Origin of the sequence: Xanthomonas sp. CFBP 8445, assembly GCF_025666235.1 — a bacterium.
Taxonomy (GTDB): Bacteria; Pseudomonadota; Gammaproteobacteria; order Xanthomonadales; family Xanthomonadaceae; genus Xanthomonas_A; species Xanthomonas_A indica.
In genome coordinates this window covers 3,979,417-3,998,982 of record NZ_CP102594.1, presented here as the reverse complement: position 1 = coordinate 3,998,982, position 19,566 = coordinate 3,979,417, and the positions used below count along the sequence as shown (strand labels likewise).

General features: G+C 70.6%; 16 protein-coding genes and 1 riboswitch. Of the genes, 15 read left to right on the top strand and 1 reads right to left on the bottom strand.

The genetic code is table 11. The annotated features are described in order from the left end of the window. The first annotated feature begins 2 nt into the window (after window positions 1-2). Both NUG21_RS17225 and ribD read left to right on the top strand, forming a co-directional pair. Entirely contained in the window at window positions 3-479 is a 477-nt protein-coding gene (locus NUG21_RS17225) for a GNAT family N-acetyltransferase (protein ID WP_160948416.1), read from the top strand. Next, window positions 476-1,585, top strand: a complete 1,110-nt coding sequence (gene ribD, locus NUG21_RS17220; protein WP_263391497.1) for a bifunctional diaminohydroxyphosphoribosylaminopyrimidine deaminase/5-amino-6-(5-phosphoribosylamino)uracil reductase RibD — start codon at window positions 476-478, stop codon at window positions 1,583-1,585. The genes NUG21_RS17225 and ribD overlap by 4 nt, the downstream gene beginning before the upstream one ends. A gap of 88 nt (window positions 1,586-1,673) precedes the next feature. On the opposite strand, the gene NUG21_RS17215 is transcribed toward ribD, so the two are convergent. Next, window positions 1,674-2,297 carry an outer membrane beta-barrel protein gene (locus tag NUG21_RS17215; protein ID WP_019796899.1) on the bottom strand — a complete coding sequence of 208 codons (624 nt, stop codon included), beginning with the start codon at window positions 2,295-2,297 and terminating at the stop codon, window positions 1,674-1,676. A gap of 219 nt (window positions 2,298-2,516) precedes the next feature. Further along, window positions 2,517-2,680, top strand: a riboswitch (FMN riboswitch). A 79-nt stretch (window positions 2,681-2,759) separates the two neighbouring features. Here NUG21_RS17215 and NUG21_RS17210 point away from each other — a divergent pair. From NUG21_RS17210 to NUG21_RS17150, 13 genes are all read left to right on the top strand, one after another. Further along, window positions 2,760-3,359 carry a riboflavin synthase gene (locus NUG21_RS17210; protein WP_263391496.1) on the top strand — a complete coding sequence of 200 codons (600 nt, stop codon included), beginning with the start codon at window positions 2,760-2,762 and terminating at the stop codon, window positions 3,357-3,359. A gap of 112 nt (window positions 3,360-3,471) precedes the next feature. Further along, window positions 3,472-4,605: a 3,4-dihydroxy-2-butanone-4-phosphate synthase gene (gene ribB, locus NUG21_RS17205; RefSeq protein ID WP_263393113.1), complete on the top strand. Its 1,134-nt coding sequence runs from the start codon at window positions 3,472-3,474 to the stop codon at window positions 4,603-4,605. A 102-nt stretch (window positions 4,606-4,707) separates the two neighbouring features. Continuing rightward, window positions 4,708-5,175: a 6,7-dimethyl-8-ribityllumazine synthase gene (ribH, locus tag NUG21_RS17200; protein ID WP_160948420.1), complete on the top strand. Its 468-nt coding sequence runs from the start codon at window positions 4,708-4,710 to the stop codon at window positions 5,173-5,175. After that, window positions 5,172-5,648, top strand: coding sequence for a transcription antitermination factor NusB (gene nusB / locus NUG21_RS17195; RefSeq protein WP_019796520.1), 477 nt, complete (start codon window positions 5,172-5,174; stop codon window positions 5,646-5,648). The genes ribH and nusB overlap by 4 nt, the downstream gene beginning before the upstream one ends. A 108-nt stretch (window positions 5,649-5,756) precedes the next feature. After that, window positions 5,757-6,731, top strand: a complete 975-nt coding sequence (thiL, locus tag NUG21_RS17190) for a thiamine-phosphate kinase (RefSeq protein ID WP_263391495.1) — start codon at window positions 5,757-5,759, stop codon at window positions 6,729-6,731. Window positions 6,732-6,963: 232 nt separating this feature from the next. Then, window positions 6,964-8,547, top strand: a complete 1,584-nt coding sequence (locus NUG21_RS17185; RefSeq protein ID WP_263391494.1) for a CocE/NonD family hydrolase — start codon at window positions 6,964-6,966, stop codon at window positions 8,545-8,547. 852 nt (window positions 8,548-9,399) lie between these two features. Continuing rightward, window positions 9,400-10,908, top strand: a complete 1,509-nt coding sequence (locus NUG21_RS17180; RefSeq protein WP_160948423.1) for an outer membrane beta-barrel protein — start codon at window positions 9,400-9,402, stop codon at window positions 10,906-10,908. Window positions 10,909-11,228: 320 nt separating this feature from the next. Further along, a complete protein-coding gene (locus NUG21_RS17175; protein WP_010341961.1) occupies window positions 11,229-11,321 on the top strand; it encodes a potassium-transporting ATPase subunit F in 93 nt (30 codons plus the stop codon). 16 nt (window positions 11,322-11,337) lie between these two features. After that, a complete protein-coding gene (gene kdpA / locus NUG21_RS17170; RefSeq protein WP_263391493.1) occupies window positions 11,338-13,167 on the top strand; it encodes a potassium-transporting ATPase subunit KdpA in 1,830 nt (609 codons plus the stop codon). A 10-nt stretch (window positions 13,168-13,177) separates the two neighbouring features. Next, entirely contained in the window at window positions 13,178-15,247 is a 2,070-nt protein-coding gene (kdpB, locus tag NUG21_RS17165; protein ID WP_184502387.1) for a potassium-transporting ATPase subunit KdpB, read from the top strand. Between the two features lie 72 nt (window positions 15,248-15,319). Further along, entirely contained in the window at window positions 15,320-15,931 is a 612-nt protein-coding gene (kdpC, locus tag NUG21_RS17160) for a potassium-transporting ATPase subunit KdpC (RefSeq protein WP_263393111.1), read from the top strand. 92 nt (window positions 15,932-16,023) lie between these two features. Continuing rightward, the gene (locus NUG21_RS17155) at window positions 16,024-18,702 is read left to right on the top strand and encodes an ATP-binding protein (RefSeq protein WP_263391492.1); all 2,679 of its coding nucleotides are present in this window, start codon (window positions 16,024-16,026) and stop codon (window positions 18,700-18,702) included. Next, a complete protein-coding gene (locus NUG21_RS17150; RefSeq protein WP_263391491.1) occupies window positions 18,692-19,420 on the top strand; it encodes a response regulator in 729 nt (242 codons plus the stop codon). Before NUG21_RS17155 ends, NUG21_RS17150 begins: the two co-directional genes overlap by 11 nt. Window positions 19,421-19,566: the final 146 nt, after the last annotated feature.

The window sequence follows — 19,566 nt, the reverse complement described above, 5'->3', positions numbered from 1 at the left end:
GCATGCGCATCGTCTGTCTGGCCGAGGCGGCGCAGCACATCCCCGCGCTGGCGCAGGAGCATCTGCAGGCCTTCGGTCCGCTGTTGCCGGAATGGAACGTGGTGGAGGCCGAGGCCGACCTGCGCAGCCACCGCGACGACCGCCGCATCCCCACCAGCTGGATCGCCCTGGACGGCGAGGATTGGCTGGGCTCGGTGAGCCTGCTGCAGAACGACGACGCGCGTATCCGCCAGTTCTCGCCGTGGTTGGCCACGCTGTACGTGCGGCCGCAGGCGCGCGGTGCCGGCGTGGCCGCCGCCCTGGTCGCACACTGCGTGCAGGCCGCCGCGCGCTTCGGCGTGCAGTGGCTGTATCTGTATTGCGAGCCGGTGCTGGTGCCGTTCTACGAGCGCCTGGGCTGGCAGCGCCACGCCGACTTGCCGCTCGGGCCGCTGCACGTGGTGGTGATGCGCATCGACGCCGGAGGCGGTGCCGCATGAGCGATCCGCAGTCGCCCGGATTTTCCGCCGACGACCATCGCTGGATGGCGCAGGCCCTGCGCCTGGCCGAGCGCGGCGCCTACACCACGCGGCCGAACCCGATGGTCGGCTGCGTGATCGTGCGCGACGGCGCGGTGGTCGGCGAGGGCTTCCATCAGCGCGCCGGCGGGCCGCACGCGGAGGTGTTCGCGCTGCGCGCCGCTGGCGAGCGCGCACGCGGCGCCACCGCCTACGTGACCCTTGAGCCGTGCGCGCACTACGGCCGCACCCCGCCATGCGCGCTTGCGCTGATCGAGGCAGGCGTGGCGCGGGTGGTGGCGGCGATGGCCGACCCGTTCCCGCAGGTCAATGGCGGCGGCTTCGCGCTGCTGCGCGAGGCCGGCATCGCGGTGCAGGCGGGGTTGATGGAGGCGCAGGCGCGCGCGCTCAACCGCGGTTTCCTGTCGCGGGTGGAGCGCGGCCGCCCATGGCTGCGGATCAAGCTCGGCGCCAGCCTGGACGGACGCACCGCCCTGGCCAGCGGCGAATCGAAATGGATCACCGGTCCTGCCGCGCGCCAGGACGTGCAGCACTGGCGCGCCCGCGCCGGCGCGATCCTCACCGGCGCCGGCACCGTGCTGGCCGACGACCCGGCGCTGACCGTGCGCCTGGACGCGGCGACCGAGGTGATGCCGCCGCTGCGCGTGGTGCTGGATGCGCACCTGCGCAGCCTGGCCCAGCCCAAGGTCCGCGACGGCAGCGCACCGACCCTGTACCTGCATGCGCCGGACCGCGCGCCGCCGGCCTCGGATCACGCCGCGTTCGCCGCGGTGCCGCTGCACGACGGCCGCTGCGACCTGCACGCGGCGCTGCGCCTGCTCGGCGAACGCGGTATCAACGAGGTGCAGGTCGAAGCGGGGGCGACGCTGAGCGGCGCACTGCTGCGTGCCGGCCTGGTCGACGAGCTGCTGGTGTACATGGCGCCGCTGCTGTTGGGCGACAGCGCCCGACCGCTGCTGGCCGGGCTGGGTATCGACACCATGGCGCAGCGCCTGCCGCTGCAGCTTGCCGACGTGGTGCAAGTGGGGCAGGACCTGCGCTTGCGCTATCTCCCGGCGGCGAGTTGAGTCCACCAACGGGGCGCAGAAACGCAAAGGGCACGCCGGCGGTGCATGCCGGCGTGCCCTTTGTGCGCTCAACACGCCGCGCGTTGGATCAGAAGCTGGCGCGCACGCCGACCTTGTACTGGCTGGCGTCATCGATGTATTCGAATTCGCCGACCATGCCCCAGGTGCGCGTGAAGTTGATCTGGCCACCGAGAGTGCCGACGAACTTGCCCTGGTCGGCATCGCTGCCGTCGATGTAGCCGGCCTTGATCCACGCTTCGGTCCGCGGCGAGGGCTTGCCGCGCAAGCCGAGATTGACGGCGCCCAAAGTGCTGGAATCGGATCCGCGGCCGAGACGCACACCGTCCTCGCGCAGGTCGGCTTCGGCCTTGACCCGCAGTACGCTGGCGTCTGCGATGAAGTCGACGCGCTCGGTCATTTCCTGCCGGTAGCCGATGCCCAGGCTGGCCTGCTGCACGGTCACCTTGGCGGTGTACACCTCGGACAGGACGAAGTCCTCGCTGGCGCGCTGGTAGCCGCCGAACACATACGCCGGCTCGGCGATCTGCCAGGAACCGCGCAGGTAGCCGCCATTGACGTCCTCGGAGGACGCGTTGACGTTGATCTCGGTGCGGTTCCAGCCGCCTTCGACATAGTTGTAGCTCAGGCCTTCAGCCGACGCGGCAAAGGGCGCGGCCGCCAACAGGGCAGCCAGGATCAGGGTGTTGCGCATGGGTGGTGCTCTCCGAATGAATGGCAGTGTCAGTGCCCCGTTGCAGGGCGGACACGGGCGACGTCGCTGTCGCCGCGAGCATATTAACAAATATTTCACATTGCTGTCTTGGGGGGGCGGGACATCGCGCGATGCAGTGTCCTGCGCTGGTCGCCAGTGCGCGTCAGGCCTGCGTGGCCGCGCCTGCTAGAATGCGCAGGCCGGTTCGCCGGCGACCACAAACGTCTTCAGGGCGGGGTGCGATTCCCCACCGGCGGTAGGTGCGTTCGCGCACGAGCCCGCGAGCGCTTCCCGGCGCAGGCGCGACGCGCCGAATCGGGAAGGTCAGCAGATCCGGTGCGATGCCGGAGCCGACGGTATAGTCCGGATGAAAGAAGACGGCCTTCGCGCAGCCTCGCGGCTGTGCGCGTGCCTGTTTGCCTTGTGGCGTTTTTCGCTCACCCCATTGCGAGAAACGTAGCTATGTTCACCGGAATCATCGAAGGCGTCGGCCATCTCGCCGCACGCCAGCCGCAGGGCGGCGATGTCCGCTTCACCTTCGCCACCGGCAGCCTGCCGTTCGCCGACGTGCGACTGGGCGAGAGCATCGCGGTCAACGGCGTGTGTCTGACCGTGATCGCCTTCGACGCGGCCTCGTTCCAGGCCGACGCCTCCACCGAGACCCTGGCGCTGACCACGCTCGGCCGCCTGGCCGAGGGCGCGGCGCTGAACCTGGAGCGGGCGATGCGCCCCAGCGACCGCCTCGGCGGGCACCTGGTCAGCGGCCACGTCGACGGGCTCGGCCAGGTGCTGTCGATCCACGACGACGCGCGCGCGCAGCGCTGGCGTTTCGCTGCGCCGGCGGCGCTGCTGCGCTACATCGCCAAGAAGGGCTCGATTTGCGTGGACGGGGTCAGCCTCACCGTCAACGAGGTCGACGCCGAAGGCTTCGAAGTCGCGCTGATCCCGCACACCGTGGCGCACACCGCGTTCGCGCAGACCGCGGTCGGCGCGGCGGTGAACCTGGAGATCGACCTGGTCGCGCGCTACGTCGAACGCCTGTTGCAGGGCCGCCAGGACTGATCCTGGCCGCGTCCGTTTCGCCTGTCCGCCACGCTGCGCCGCCGTCTGCGGCGCGCGCGGCGCCTTCCGTCTTTCCGCGAGTCCCCGCATGTCGCCTTCTGTTACCCCGAGCCTGAATTTCGCCTCCGTTCCCGAGCTGCTGGAAGAACTCCGCGCCGGCCGCATGGTGGTCATCGTCGACGACGAGGACCGCGAGAACGAGGGCGACCTGATCATGGCCGCCGAGCTGGTCAAGCCCTCGGACATCAATTTCATGGTCACCCACGCGCGCGGCCTGGTGTGCCTGTCGCTGACCCGCGAGCGCTGCGCGCAGCTGGGCCTGGCGCCGATGGTCCAGCGCAACACCGCGCAATTCCATACCAATTTCACCGTCAGCATCGAGGCCGCCGAGGGTGTGACCACCGGCATCTCCGCCTACGACCGCGCCCATACCGTGCGCACCGCGGTCAAGCCGGACGCCAAGCCGCACGACCTCAGCCAGCCCGGCCACATCTTCCCGCTGATCGCCCAGCCGGGCGGGGTGCTGACCCGCGCCGGCCACACCGAGGCCGCCAGCGACCTGCCGATGCTGGCGGGGCTGGAGCCGGCCGGCGTGCTGGTGGAAGTGCTCAACCCCGACGGCAGCATGGCGCGGCGTCCGGAGCTGGAGGCGTTCGCCCGCACCCATGGCCTGAAGATGGGCTCGATCGCCGACCTGATCGCCTACCGCCTGGCCACCGAGCACACCGTCGAGCGCATCGACGAGCGGCCGATCGACACCGAGTTCGGCGGCTTCACCCTGGTCACCTACCGCGACCGCATCGCCCACGACCTGCACTTCGCCCTGGTCCGCGGCACCCCGGACGCGGAGACGCCGACCCTGGTGCGGGTGCAGGTGGAGAACCCGTTGGCCGACCTGCTGCACTGGCGCCGCGACGATTTCGGCGTGGCCGCCAGCGACGCCTTGCGCGCGATCGCCGCCGCCGAGCGCGGGGTGATGGTGGTGCTGTCGGCGCCGCGCGACAGCGAGGCGCTGCTGGCGCGGCTGCGCGCGCAGCCGGAGGCGGCGCACGGCAAGGACGTGGGGCAGTGGCGGCGCAACGGCGCCGGCAGCCAGATCCTGGCCGACCTGGGCCTGGGCAAGCTGCGCGTGCTCGGCACCCCGCGCCGGCAGATCGGCCTGGCCGGGTTCGGGCTGGAGGTGGTGGAGCATGTGGAGGTGGGGCAGGGATTGGGGAATCGGGATTCGGGATTGGGTAAAGCCTGATTCGGGTGCCGGATCGGCGCTGGGCGAGCGACTGTTCTCGCCCGTCCGGGTCCCGGCCTCCCTGCCTGTTAAACTCTCCCACCCCCTCAAGCTGCCACCGCCATGTCCCACTACGAAGGCGACCTCCGTACTCCCGAGTCGGCGCGTTTCGCGATCATCGCCAGCCGCTGGAACGCCCGCATCACCGACGTGCTGGTCGCCGGCGCGCGGCAGAGCCTGGCCGGCAACGGCATCGCCGAGGACGCGGTGGATGTGATCCGGGTGCCGGGCGCGTGGGAGCTGCCGCTGGTCGCCGCACGCCTGGCCGCGGCCGGCAAGCATGCCGCGATCATCGCGCTGGGCTGCGTGATCCGCGGCGATACCCGCCACTACGAACACGTCGCCGACGGCTGCGCCGAGGGCCTGCTGCGGGTGTCGCTGGACTTCCGCATCCCGGTGCTCAACGGCGTGCTCGCGGTGGAGCGGGTCGAGGATGCCGAGGCGCGTGCCGGTGGCAGCCATGGCAACAAGGGCGAGGAAGCGGCGCTGGGTGCGCTGGAGATGGTCAACCTGCTGGAGCTGCTGCCGTGAACAAACCCGCTGGCCACAAGCACCACCCACGCCGCGACGGCGTCGATCCGGTCCTGCGTTCGCGTGCGCGCCGGCGTGCGCTGCAGGCGATCTACGCCTGGCAGATTTCCGGCGGCAACGCCCAGCACGTGATCGCGCAGTTCGCGCACGAGCAGGCGCACGAGATCGCCGACCTGGTGTACTTCGAGAACCTGGTCGAAGGCGTGCTCAAGCACCGCGCCGAACTGGACGAAGCGCTGGTCGGCTACCTGGACCGCACGGTCGAGGAAGTGGACGCGATCGAGCGCGCGGTGCTGCGCCTGGCCGCCTACGAACTGCTGCACCGCATGGACGTGCCGTACCGCGTGGTGATCAACGAAGCGATCGAGACCGCCAAGCGCTTCGGCTCCGAGCACGGCCACACCTACGTCAACGGCGTCCTCGACCGCGCCGCGCTGCAGTGGCGCGCGGTGGAGTCGGGCGGAGGCGCCTGACGGCGCGGGATTGGGCATTCGGGATTGGGGATTCGCAGGAGCTGCATTCCCGTCCGCGAACGCGCTTTTGCCAATCCCCAATCCCAAATCTCCAATCCCGGCCCTCCAATGCCCGAATTCGATCTGATCGAGCGCCTGCGCGCACGCAGTCGGGCGCGTGACGACCTGCCGCTGGGCATCGGCGACGATGCGGCCTTGCTGCTGCCGCCGGCGGGGGAGTTGCTGGCGATCACCACCGATACGCTCAATGCCGGGGTGCATTTTCCGGCCGAGACCGCGGCCGCCGACATCGGCTGGAAGACCCTGGCGGTGAATCTGTCCGACCTGGCGGCGATGGGCGCGCAGCCGCGCTGGTGCACGCTGTCGCTGTCGCTGCCGCAGGTCGACATGGCCTGGGTCGATGCGTTCGCCGAGGGCTTCTTCGCGCTGGCCGACGCGCACGGCATCGGCCTGGCCGGCGGCGACACCACGCGTGGGCCGCTGGCCTTGTCGGTCACCGCGATCGGCAGCGTGCCGGCGACGGCCGCGCTGCGCCGCGATGCCGCACAACCGGGCGAGGAGGTCTGGGTGACCGGCCAGCCGGGCGAGGCGGCCGCCGCGCTGGCGCTGTGGCAGGCCGGCCGCCTGGACGTGACCATGCCGGCCACCGATCCCCTGCACGAACGCCTGCGCCAGCGCCTGCTGCGGCCGACGCCGCGCGTGCAGGCGGGCGTGCGCCTGCGCGGCCTGGCGCACGCCTGCGTGGATGTGTCCGACGGCCTGCTGGCCGACCTGGAGCACATCTGCGCGCGTAGCGGCGTCGGTGCCGAACTGGACCTGGCCGCGCTGCCGGCGGTCGCCGCGCCAGCGGACGCGGATGCGGCGCAGGTGCATGCCTGGCAACTGGGCGGCGGCGACGACTACGAACTCTGCTTCACCGCCGACCCGGCGCAGCGCGTGGCGATCGTGCAGGCGCTGCAGGCGGTCGGGGTCACGGCCACGCCGATCGGGCGCATCGTCGCTGGCAATGGCATCGTCGTGCACGCTGGCGACGGCCAGCGCTGGCAACCGCCGCGAAGCGGCTACCAGCACTTTCTGAGCTGAGCGGCGCGGCCTGCGCGCACGCCGGCCACAGGCCGCGGCGGCAGCGCCGGTGGGCCGCGCGCCAAGTCGACCGACAGCCCCTTCCATACCGTGCCGCACTGCGGCGTGAATATCGCCCGTACCCGGTGGTACGGTCCGCCTGCCCGGCCCCGTGTCGAGCGCTTGTCATCGCTCTGGCAATACCGTTCCGGCAGCCGGCCATTCCGGTCCGGCGCCGCTTGGGAGGCAGTCCATGCGCATGTCCGTCTCACGTCGCATCGCCCTTGGCGCGATGCTGCTGGTGTTCTCCGCCGCCGCGGCCGCGGCCGGCTTCAGCAAGCAGTACCAGAGCATTTCCAGTTTCGATGGCACCAAGCTCGGCGCGCTGGTCCTGGTGCCGCAGGGGCAGGGACCCGGACCGTTCCCGCTGGTGGTGATGCCGGCCAGCTGGTCGCTGCCGAACCTGGAGTACGTGGGCCGCGCCAGCGAACTGGCCAACGACGGCTATGTGGTGGTCAGCTACACCTCGCGCGGGTTCTGGGATTCGCAGGGGCTGATCGACATCGCCGGGGCACCGACCGTGGAGGACGTCAGCGCGGTGATCGACTGGGCGCTGGCCAACACTCCGGCCGACGCCAAGGCGATCGGCGTCTCGGGCATCTCCTACGGCGCCGGCACCAGCCTGCTCGCCGCCGCGCGCGACCCGCGGATCAAGGCGGTGGCCGCACTCAGCGGCTGGGCCGATCTGCAGGCCTCGCTGTACGCCAACAGCACGGTCAGCCAGCAGGGCGTCGCCCTGCTGGTCGGTGCCGGCACGCTCACCGGCCGGCCCGGCCCGGACCTGGCGCGGATCACCGCGCACGTGGCGGTCGGCGACTACGACGGCGCGGTGCAAGGCTTCCTGCCCAAGGCGGCCGAGCGCGGGGTGATCAACGAGGTGCAGGCGCTCAACCGCAACGGCCCGGCGGTGCTGATGGCCAATGCCTTCAACGACGGCCTGTTCCCGCCGAATCAGTACATCGACCTGTACAACCGGCTGAGCGTGCCCAAGCATCTGATGTTCAGTCAGGGCGACCACGCCACCGCCGAACTGCCGGGTGCGCTGGGCCTGCCGAACCAGGTGTATACCGAGGCCACGCGCTGGTTCGACCGCTACCTCAAGGGCCGCGACAACGGCGTGGACCGCGAAGCGCCGGTGCAACTGTCCACCCTCGGTGGCGACTGGCTCAGCTATGCCGACTGGAACAGCGTGCAGGCCGGCGCCACCCGCTACGGCCTGACGGGCCCCAGCGGCCTGCTGCTGCCGACCGGGGCGCTGACCAGCGCCAACAGCAGCGGCTGGAACTACCGCATCGCCACCGACGTGCCGACGCTGGCCGATTCCGGTGTCGTGATGGTCAGTGGCCTGCTGCAGGGCCTCGGCCAACCGGTGACGACCTCGATTCCGCTGGTCAGCCGGGTGGGTGCCGCGGTGTGGAGCGGCCCGGTGTTGGCCAGCGACAAGCGCCTGGCCGGCGCGCCGTCGCTGCGGCTGACGGTGACCCCGAGCCAGTCGAACGTATCGCTGTTCGCTTATCTCTACAGCATGGACGGATCGGGTTCGGCGCAATTGCTCAGCCACGTGCCGTACACGCTGCGCAACGCGACGCCGGGCACGCCGGTCACCCTCGACCTGGCGCTGCAGGCGACCGCGGTCGACATCCCGGCTGGCCGCCGCCTGGTGCTGGTGGTGGACACCACCGACCCGCGCTACACCTCGGCCAGCCGCTTCGGCGGCACCGTGAGCTTCAGTTCGCCGGCGGCAACGCCGTCGTTCCTGAGTGTGCCGTTGCACTGAGGCAGTGGTTTCCTTCTCCCATTGGGAGAAGGTGCCCGGAGGGGCGGATGAGGGTACGGGCGCAGCCTCGCAGTGATAGGTCCGCGCGTGCGCTTAGCGCGCCGACCCTCACCCCAACCACTCTCCCGGTAGGAGAGGGGCTTTGGCCTTTCCCTTCTCCCATTGGGAGAAGGTGCCCCGTAGGGGCGGATGAGGGTGCGGGCGTAGCCTCGTAGTGATAGGTCGCCGCGTGCGCTTCGCGCGCCGACCCTCACCCCAACCCCTCTCCCGGCGGGAGAGGGGCTTCGGCCTTTCCCTTCTCCCATTGGGAGAAGGTGCCCCGTAGGGGCGGATGAGGGTACGGGCGCAGCCTCGTGTAGCCAGGATCGACGCGACGCTAGTCACGCGCACGAATTTACGCAGCTTTTATTCGAACCGACGCGCGCTTTGCAACGAAGATATCCGGCGATTCCGCATACTTTCCGCGCTGACGACGGGGATGTGTGTGTGGAATCGATGGTTGCAATCTTGAGCCTGCCGCTGCCTGCAACGGCCGCCTGCAGGCGCCACCTGCGGCATCCGCTGGGAGCGCACTGGCCTGGTGTCCGCATCAGCATCGCCGCCATTCTTCGCACGTCGCGACGTCGCCGCGGCTGTCGCAGCGCGTCGCAGCATCCGCCTCCACACAGCCGCGCGCGTTCACTGCACGCGCAGTGACCCGCTGACGCCGCCGCCGCGGCGCCGCATTCCACCTCTCTCCCCGCGATGCGCCACCAGGCGCATCGCCTGCGATGGCGCGTGCGCGTGAGGCGGCGCGCTGTCGTTGCCTCCCTCCACCCGAAAAGGACGGCTCGTTGCAGAGCCGAAGTCGCAATGTCCATGAAGCTCCATCCCCTGTTCCTGTCCCTGGCCCTGCTGTGTGCGGGCGATGCCGCCGCCGCGGGCCTGGCGGCGCCCGTGTCCGAGGCGATGCCGGCCTCCGATGCCGCCACGGCGCCGCTGGCGCGCAGCGCCGATTGCGCCAATGGCTTCTTCTCGCGCCTGGCCTCCGCCTATCGCGAGGATGCGCAACCGGCCGATCCCGATGCGCCGCCGCCGGCGCGCCGCGGCCTGGCGGCGCCGTTCTCCTCGCCGCCGTTCCCGTCGGCCGAATGGCAGCTCGGCGCGGTGGACTATCCGGTCGGCGTGCCCAACGAGAATGCGCAGTATCCGGTGGAGAAGGCGCTGGCCTGCACGCGCGTGGGGCAGTGGATGCAGCGCAACCGCATCGAGCTGTACGGCTGGATCAATCCCTCGCTCAACGCCAGCACGTCCTCGCGCACCAACTATCCGCTGTCCTACTCCACACGGCCCAACCGCGGCGAATTCAACCAGGCGTTGATCCGCCTGCAGCGCGTGCCGGACACGGTGCAGACCGATCATGTCGACTGGGGCTTCCACCTCGACGACCTCTACGGCTACGACTACCACTACACCACGATGAAGGGCGTCACCAGCGACCAGTTGCTGCACCACCCGCAGCCAAACAGCGCGCTCAACGGCAAGATCTACGGCAACGATCCGATGATCGCGCACGTGGACCTGTACCTGCCGTCGGTGGCGCAGGGCATGCTGGTCACGGTCGGCCGCTATCTGTCGCTGCCGGACATCGAGGCGCAGTTCTCGCCGAACAACTACCTGCTGACCCATTCGATCCTGTACACGGTCGATGCCTATACCAACATGGGCGTGCTCACCACCACCAAGCTCAACGACCAGTGGACGCTGCAACTCGGCGTGCATGGCGGCGACGATTCGGCGATCTGGGACGCGACCAGCCGGCTGAGCGCGCAGGCATGCCTGCGCTGGGTCTCCAAGAGCAACGACGACATGCTGTATCCCTGCGTGGAGTCGTACAACAACGCCGCGCAGACCTACAACAACCTGCAGGAGTTCGTGCTGACCTGGGGCCACCGCTTCTCGCCGAAGGTGCACATGCTCACCGAGGCCTACCACCTTTACGTGCGCGACCAGGCGCTGGCCACCGATCCGTCGCAGTCGCATGCGCCGACCGGGCGCCCGGGCTATGCGTTGGGCGAGGCGCCGGACTTCCCGCTGGGACGCAGCACCGCCGATGCCATCGTCAACTACGTCAACATCCAGCTCGGCGCGTCGGACATGCTGGCGATTCGCAACGAGTTCGTGAACGACCACGATGGCCAGCGCACCGGCTTCGCCACGCGCTACTCCAGCCACACCATCGGGCTGACCCACTGGGTGTCGCAGGACCTGGAGATCCGCCCCGAGCTGCGCTACGAGCACGCCTACGATTTCCCCGCCTACGACGGGGGGCGCCGCAATCATCAGGCCACGGCGTTGATCGACGCGATCCTGCATTACTGAGGACGGCGCACGCGGTGCCGGCGGCGTCGCGCGGCATCGCGCGCTGCCGGCGCAGACCTGGCGATGCGCCTGCGATCGCGCGCGATCACCGGCGTCGCGCGGTTTTACGCAGAATTTATGCGCGCCGCGCCGCTTCGCCACGGAGAGTTTATGGCGCCGGCTTCGATAATGCCGGCCTGGGCCAGAAGGCCTGTCCGACCCGGCGTGCGTCGCCATGTTGCGCTTCCCTTCTGCCGCCGTGCGCGTCGCGCGCGGGGGTATTCCCATGCGATTGCGGCCTGCCCTGCGGCGGGTCGTCCCTTTGTTTCGGAGTTGAGACCATGAGCGGTTGGCTTTCGTTCGTTTGCGGCGTGGCGGTGATCGTCGCGGCCGGTTACCTGCTGTACGTGATCCTGCGCCCCGAAGATTTCTGAGCCGAGTGCCACTTCCATGATCGATACATTGCTTGTCTATGCGCTCGCGCTGCTGCTGGGATGGCCGCTGGGCCTGTACCTGGCCAAGGTGATGCGCGGGGCGCCGATGCGCGGCGACGCGCTGTTCGGCTGGATCGAACGCCCGCTGTACCGCCTGCTCGGCACCGATCCGGCGCGCGGCATGCACTGGCGCGCCTATGCCGGTGCGTTCCTGGCCAGCAACCTGGTGCTGGGCGTGCTGGTGTTCGCGCTGTTCGTGACCCAGGCCTGGCTGCCGTTCAATCCCGATGCGGTGCCCAACATGCGTTGGGACGTGGCGCTGCACACCATGGTCTCGTTCCTCACCAACACCGACCAGCAGCATTACTCGGGCCAGGCGCAGCTGTCGTACCTGTCGCAGGCGGTGGGCGTGGTCGGCCTGCAGTTCATCACCCCGATGATGGGCCTGGCGCTGGTGGCGGCGACGTTGCGCGGCCTGTTCGGTGGGCGAACGGTCGCACGCTCGGCCGATGCCCTATCGGCATCGGCCGCGACCGTGAGCGCCCGGCCACGGATGGCCGGGCCGGACGATCCGGAGCCGATGGCGTCGCGCCAGGGACGGCTGCCTGCTGCGGCTAGCATGGGATTGCAGCATCAGGCGATGCGCGAGGACGACGTCGATCTCGGCAACTACTGGGCCGACGTGATCCGGCCGACGCTGCGCTTCCTGCTGCCGCTGTGCCTGCTGTGGACGCTGCTGCTGACCCAGCAGGGCGTGCCGTCGACGCTGGCCGCCGGTCCGGTCGCCACGCCGCTGGACGCCAGCGCCGGGCAGCAGACGCAGAAGATCCCGCTCGGCCCGGTCGCGGCGATGGTGGCGATCAAGCAGCTCGGCACCAACGGCGGCGGCTGGTACGGCCCCAACAGCGCGATGGCGCTGGAGAATCCCACGCCGTTCTCGAACCTGCTGGAAGTGCTGGCCATCGTGCTGATCCCGGTGGCGGTGGCGTTCATGGTCGGCCCGTTCACCGGACGCCGCAAGTTCACCGCGCTGGTGTTCGGCAGCATGCTGGTGATGTCGCTGGCGTCCACCGCGGTGTCGCTGTGGGCCGAAGGCCATGCGCCCGGCAGCGCCGCGATGATGGAAGGCAAGGAGGTGCGCTTCGGCGTCGATGCGTCGGCGGCCTGGTCGTCGCTGACCACGCAAACCTCCAACGGCTCGGTCAACGCCATGCACGATTCGCTGGCGCCGCTGACCGGCGGCGTGGCCATGGTCAACATGCTGATCAACGCGATCTGGGGCGGCATCGGCTGCGGCCTGCAGCAGTTCCTGGTCTATCTGCTGCTGAGCGTGTTCCTGGCCGGCTTGATGACCGGGCGCACCCCGGAGTTGTTCGGGCGCAAGATCGAGGCGCCGGAAGTGCGTCTGCTAGCGCTGCTGATCCTGTTGCAACCGCTGGTGCTGCTCGGCTTCACCGCGGTCACCCTGGCCCTGCCGGCGTCGATCTCGGCGACCTCCAATCCCGGCTTCCATGGCATCAGCCAGGTGTTCTACGAGTACACCTCGGCGTTCGCCAACAACGGCTCGGGCTTCGAGGGGCTGGGCGACGGTATTCCGTGGTGGAACCTGAGCTGCACCGCGGTGCTGCTGCTGGGCCGCTATCCGGCGCTGATCGTGCCGCTGATCGTGGCCGCGCAACTGGCGCGCAAGCGCGTGGCGCCGGAAACCGGCGGCAGCCTGCAGGTGGAAACCCCGACCTTCGCGCTGACCCTGATCGCGGTCATCGCGGTCCTGACCGTTCTGCAATTCACGCCGGCCCTGGTGTTGGGACCGATCGCCGATCACCTGACCCTGGCCGCGCACTGAGACGACGACGATGAGCACCCCGCTTCCTTCTACTTCCGTGGCTTCTTCGCCGGCGCGCCGGCCTGGGCTGTTCGATGCCGCGGCGCTGCGCGCGGCCCTGCGCGACAGCGTGCTGAAGCTGTCGCCGCGGCATCTGCTCGGCAGCCCGGTGATGGCCGTGGTCTTTGCTGGCACGCTGCTGTCGGCGCTGATCACCGTGGCCGGCCAGGGCCCGGCCGGCTTCGGCTGGGCGGTGACCGCGATCCTGCTGGTCACCGTGCTGTTCGGCAACTTCGCCGAGGCGGTGGCCGAGGCGCGCGGCCGCGGCCAGGCCGCCTCGCTGCGGCGCGCGCGCAAGGACCTGGTGGCGCGCCGGGTCGCCAGCGCGCGGCTGGACGGCGAGACCAGCGTGCCGGCCGCCGAACTGCGTCCGGGCGACCTGGTGGTGGTCTCGGCCGGCGAGCTGATCCCGGCCGACGGCGAGATCGTGCACGGCCTGGCCACGATCAACGAGGCCGCGGTCACCGGCGAGTCCGCGCCGGTGCTGCGCGAGGCCGGCACCGACCGCTCCGGCGTCATCGGCGGCACCAAGGTGCTGTCCGACGAGATCCTGGTGAAGGTCACCGCCGAGCCGGGCCACAGCTTCCTGGACCGGATGATCGCGCTGGTGGAAGGCGCCAACCGGCAGAAGACGCCGAACGAGATCGCGCTGACCATGCTGCTGGCGGCGATGACCCTGACCTTCCTGATCGTGGTCGCCACGCTGCCGGCGATCGCCGGCTTCGTCGGCGTGCACGTGGATCCGCTGCTGTTGATCGCGCTGCTGGTGTGCCTGATCCCGACCACCATCGGCGGGCTGCTGCCGGCGATCGGCATCGCCGGCATGAACCGCGCGCTGTCGGCCAACGTGCTGGCCAAGTCGGGCAAGGCGGTGGAAGTGGCCGGCGACGTCGACGTGCTGCTGCTGGACAAGACCGGCACCATCACCCACGGCGACCGCCAGGCCACCGTGTTCCATGCGCTCAGCGGCGTGGACGTGGCGCAGCTGCGCGAGGCGGCGATGCTGTCGTCGCTGGCCGATCCGACCCCGGAAGGCAAGTCGATCGTGCGCCTGGCCCGCGAGCAGGGCCTGCCGCCGGCCGATCCGGCCGGTGCCGAGTTCGTCGCCTTCACCGCGCAGACGCGCATGTCCGGCGTCGACCTGCCGGCGGCCGGCATGCAGCCGCCGCGGTCGATCCGCAAGGGCGCCGCCGATGCATTGATCCGCCACGTCACCGCGCTGGGCGGGCAGGTGCCGGCGGAGCTGAAGAGCCGGGTCGAGCAGGTGGCGCGCAGCGGCGCCACGCCGCTGGTGGTGGCCGAGGGCCGGCACGTGCTGGGCGTGGTCGAGCTGTCGGACGTGGTCAAGCACGGCGTGCGCGAGAAGTTCGCGCGGCTGCGCGCGATGGGCGTCAAGACGGTGATGATCACCGGCGACAACCCGCTGACCGCCGCGGCCATCGCCGCCGAGGCCGGCGTCGACGACTACATCGCCGAGGCCACGCCCGAGGACAAGCTGGCGCGCATCCGCCAGGAGCAGGCCGGCGGACGCCTGGTGGCGATGGTCGGCGACGGCACCAACGACGCGCCGGCGCTGGCCCAGGCCGACGTCGGCCTGGCGATGAACTCCGGCACCCAGGCGGCCAAGGAGGCCGGCAACATGGTCGACCTGGATTCGGATCCGGCCAAGCTGCTGGCGGTGGTGGAAGTGGGCAAGCAGCAGCTGATCACCCGCGGCGCGCTGACCACCTTCTCGCTGGCCAACGACGTGTCCAAGTATTTCGCGATCCTGCCGGCACTGTTCGCCGCCTCGATCCCGCAGATGGCCGCGCTGAACGTGATGCACCTGTCCAGCCCGACCAACGCGGTGCTGGCGGCGCTGATCTTCAATGCGCTGGTGATCCCGGCGCTGATCCCGCTGGCGCTGCGCGGCGTGCGCTTCACCCCGTCCTCGGCGACCTCGCTGCTGCGCCGGAACATGCTGATCTATGGCGTGGGCGGCGTGCTGCTGCCGTTCGTCGGGATCAAGGCCATCGACCTGTTGCTGGTGGCGCTGGGCTGACCCCAGCGCCGATCTATACGCTCTTTCGGAATAGCCTCCATGACTGTGTCCTCCGTTTCCCCCCGCGAACCGATGCGCTGGCGCGCCGTGCTGGTGCTGCCGCTGCTGGTGCTCGCGTCCGCGGCGCTGTACTCGCTGCTGGCCACCGTGCTGGCCGGCGCGCTGTTCCCCGAGCAGGCCAACGGCAGCCTGCGCACCAAGGACGGCCACGTGGTCGGCTCGGCGCTGGTGGCACAGCCGTTCGCTGCCGCCGGCTACTTCCAGCCGCGTCCATCCGGCGCCAAGTACGACCCGATGTCGGCGGCCGGCAGCAACCAGGCGCGCAGCAACCCTGAGCTGCGCAAGCGCCTGGACGACACCCGCCAGGCGGTGGCCGCGCGCGAGGGCATCGACCCGGCGCAGGTGCCGGACGACCTGGTCACCCAGTCCGGCAGCGGCATGGACCCGGACATCAGCGTCGAGGCCGCGCAACTGCAAGTGGCGCGCGTGGCCGCCGCGCGCGGCCTGCCACCGCAGACCGTCGCCGCCCTGGTCGCCGCGCAGACCCAGCCGCGCCAGTTCGGCGTGCTGGGGGAGGCGAGGGTGAATGTGCTTGGGTTGAACTTGGCGCTTGATGGTGGCGCCGGGACCCGGGACCCGGGACCCGGGGCCCGGGAAGAGCGAATGCAACAGCAACAGCGGTAGGCGAAGTAGCGCTGTTACGCTTTTACGGGTCCCGGGTCCCGGGTCCCGGGTCCCGGGTCCCCGCACCCGCCAAACTTCCGCCTCCACTAACCATGTCTGATCCCCGCACCCAACAGGCCGATGCCCTGATCGGCGAACTGCAGCGCGAGCGCGGCGGGCGCCTGACCGTGTTCCTCGGCGCGGCACCGGGGGTGGGCAAGACCTACGCGATGCTGTCGCGCGCGCGGCAGTTGCAGCAGCAGGGCAGCAACCTGGTGGTCGGCGTGGTCGAGACCCACGGCCGCGCCGAGACCGCGGCGCTGCTGGAAGGCCTCACCGTGCAGCCGCGGCGGCGGCTGGAGTACCGCGGCCGCACCCTGGACGAGATGGACCTGGATGCGTTGCTGGCGCTGCGCCCGCCGCTGGTGCTGGTGGACGAACTGGCCCATCGCAACGCACCTGGCAGCCGCCACGAGCGGCGCTGGCAGGACGTGCAGGAATTGCTCGACGCCGGCATCGACGTCTACAGCACGGTCAACATCCAGCACCTGGAAAGCCTCAACGACGTGGTCCACCGCATCACCGGCGTGCGCGTCAGCGAGACCGTGCCCGATGCGATCTTCGATCGCCTGCGCGACATCGTCCTGGTCGACCTGCCGCCGCGCGAGCTGATCGAGCGCCTGCAGCAGGGCAAGGTATACCTGCCCGAGCAGGCGGGGCAGGCACTGCAGGCGTTCTTCTCGCCGTCGAACCTGGCCGCGCTGCGCGAACTGGCGATGCAGACCGCGGCCGACCGCGTCGACAACGATCTGCGCGACGTGCAGGCGGCGCAGGGCCGTACCAGCGTCGCGCTGCGGCGCACGGTGATGGTGGCGATCGACGGCCGCGGCCAGTCCGACTACCTGGTGCGGGTGGCACGACGCCTGGCCGAGCGCCGCGGTGCGCCGTGGACCGTGGTCACCGTGCAGACCCAGGCGCAGCCCGACGCCGACTGGCAGCTGGAAATCGACCGCGCGTTCGCGCTGGCGCGCCGGCTCGGCGGCGAGGCCGCGCTGCTGCACGGCGCCAACGTCGCCGACACCTTGCTCGACCACGCCGCGCGCAGCGGCGTGTCCACGCTGGTGCTGGGCCGCACCCGCGAGCGCCCGCTGGCGCGCATGATCAACCGCACCCTGACCCAGCAACTGTTGCAACGCGGCGCGCACTACGAACTGGTGATCATCAGTTCGCCGGAGGCGCGCGCCCGCGCGCGGCGGCGCTGGCGCAGCCCGGGGCATTGGCTGTCGCGCGACGACCTGGTGTTCGCCACGGTCGCCACCCTGGCCGCGGTCGCGGTGGGGTGGCTGGCCGAGCGCTGGGTCGGCATCGACGACCTGTCGATGGTGTTCATCGTCGCGGTGGTGATGGTGGCGGCGAAGACGCGGATGGCCGCGGCGGTGCTGGCCGCCATCCTGAGTTTCCTCGCCTACGATTTCTTCTTCATCGATCCGCGCTACACGCTGCACATCGGCGCGCGCCAGGGCCTGGTCACGGTGCTGCTGTTCCTGGTCGCGGCGCTGGTTGCCGGGCGCCTGGCCTCGCGCCTGCGCATGCAGGTGCTGGCGCTGCGCGCGGCCAACGCGCAGACCACCGCGCTGCAGCGGCTGGGCCGCGAACTGGCCAGCGCCGCCGATCTCGGCCAGGTGCTGGAGGCCGGCCGCCGCGCGCTCGCCGGCACGCTCGACGCCGAGGCCTGGCTGCGCCTGCAGCCGCTGGAGCGCGCGCACGATGGTGCCGACGACTACGCGCCGTCGATGGCCGCGGTGGACCGCAGCGCCGCCGACTGGGCGCAGCGCCATGGCCAGGCCACCGGCCGCTTCACCGACACCCTGGCCGGCGCGAGCTGGTGGTTCCTGCCGGTGCGCCACGAGCGCGGCACGATCGGCGTGGTCGGGCTGCGCTTCGGCGCCGGCGTGCAGCGCCCGGGCCTGGAGCAGCAGCGCCTGGCCGAAGCGATGGTCGAGGACATCGGCCAGGCCGCACTGCGCACGCGCCTGGTCGCCGACCTGGAGAGCGCGCGAGTCAGCGGCGAGACCGAGCGGCTGCGCTCGGCACTGCTGTCCTCGGTCTCGCACGACCTGCGCTCGCCGCTGGCGGCGATGATCGGCGCGGCCAGCAGCCTGTCCAGCTACGGCCAGGCGATGGACGCGGACGATCGCCGCAGCCTGCTCGACACCATCCAACTGGAAGGCGAGCGCCTGGACCGCTATATCCAGAACCTGCTGGACATGACCCGGCTCGGCCACACCGGGCTGACCTTGAACCGCGACTGGATCGGCGTGGACGAACTGATCGGCTCGGCCGCGCGGCGCCTGCAGCGCTACCAGCCGCAGGTCCGCCTGGACATCGCCCTGGCCGCGGACCTGCCGACGCTGTGGGTGCACCCGGCGCTGGTCGAACAGGCGATCTTCAACGTGCTGGAGAATGCCGCCAAGTTCTCCCCGGCGGACGCGGCGATCCGCGTCGCCGCCGGCATGGTCGAGGGCCGCCTGCGCATCGACATCAGCGACCGCGGCCCGGGCATTCCCGAGGACGAGCGCGCGCGCATCTTCGACATGTTCTACAGCGTCGAGCGCGGCGATCGCGGCCGCCACGGCACCGGCCTGGGCCTGACCATCTGCCAGGGCATGATCGGCGCGCACGGCGGCAGCGTCGAGGCGCTGCCCGGTCCGGATGGCCGCGGCACCACGATCCGCATTACCCTGCCGCTCATCGAACCCGCCGCGCCGCCGTCCCGCCCCGATGCCGACTGAGTCCCACGCCGATCCGATTCCGCCGCCACGCGTGCTGGTCATCGACGACGAGCCGCAGATCCGCCGGTTCCTCGACATCAGCCTGCGCGCGCAGGGCTACCGCGTGCTGCAGGCCGACACCGGCGCCGCCGGCCTGGCGCAGCTGGCCGCGCACGGCGCCGAACTGGTGGTGCTGGACATCGGCCTGCCCGACCAGGACGGACACAGCGTGCTGCGCGAACTGCGGCAATGGTCGTCGGTGCCGGTGATCATGCTGACCGTGCGCGCCGGCGAGGCCGAGAAGGTGCAGGCGCTGGACGCCGGCGCCAACGACTACGTGACCAAGCCCTTCGGCGTGCAGGAATTGATGGCGCGCATCCGCGTGCTGCTGCGCATGCAGCCGGTGGCCGGCGAGGCCGAGCCGGTGTTCGACGACGGCCACCTGCACATCCACCTGGGCCTGCGCGAGGTGCGCCTGGACGGCGAGGCACTGCCGCTCAGCCGCAAGGAGTACGCGCTGCTCGCCCTGCTGCTGCGCCACAGCGGCCGCGTGGTGACGCAGCCGCAACTGCTGCGCGAACTGTGGGGGCCCACTCATCAGGACGACACCCACTACCTGCGCATCCTGGTCGGCAAGCTGCGGCAGAAACTCGGCGACAGCGCCGTGGCCCCGCGCTACATCGCCACCGAGCCGGGCGTGGGGTTGCGCTTCATCGGCGCGCAGTGTCCGTCGGCGTGATCGGATGTAGCGGCCTTCCCCGCTGTCCGTAGGAGCGGCTTCAGCCGCGACCTTGGGCTTCCCGGTAACGCCCGGTCGCGGCTGAAGCCGCTCCTACGGAGGCAACGCGTGCTCTTGGAGGCGGTGGAACGCGATAAACGGAAGAA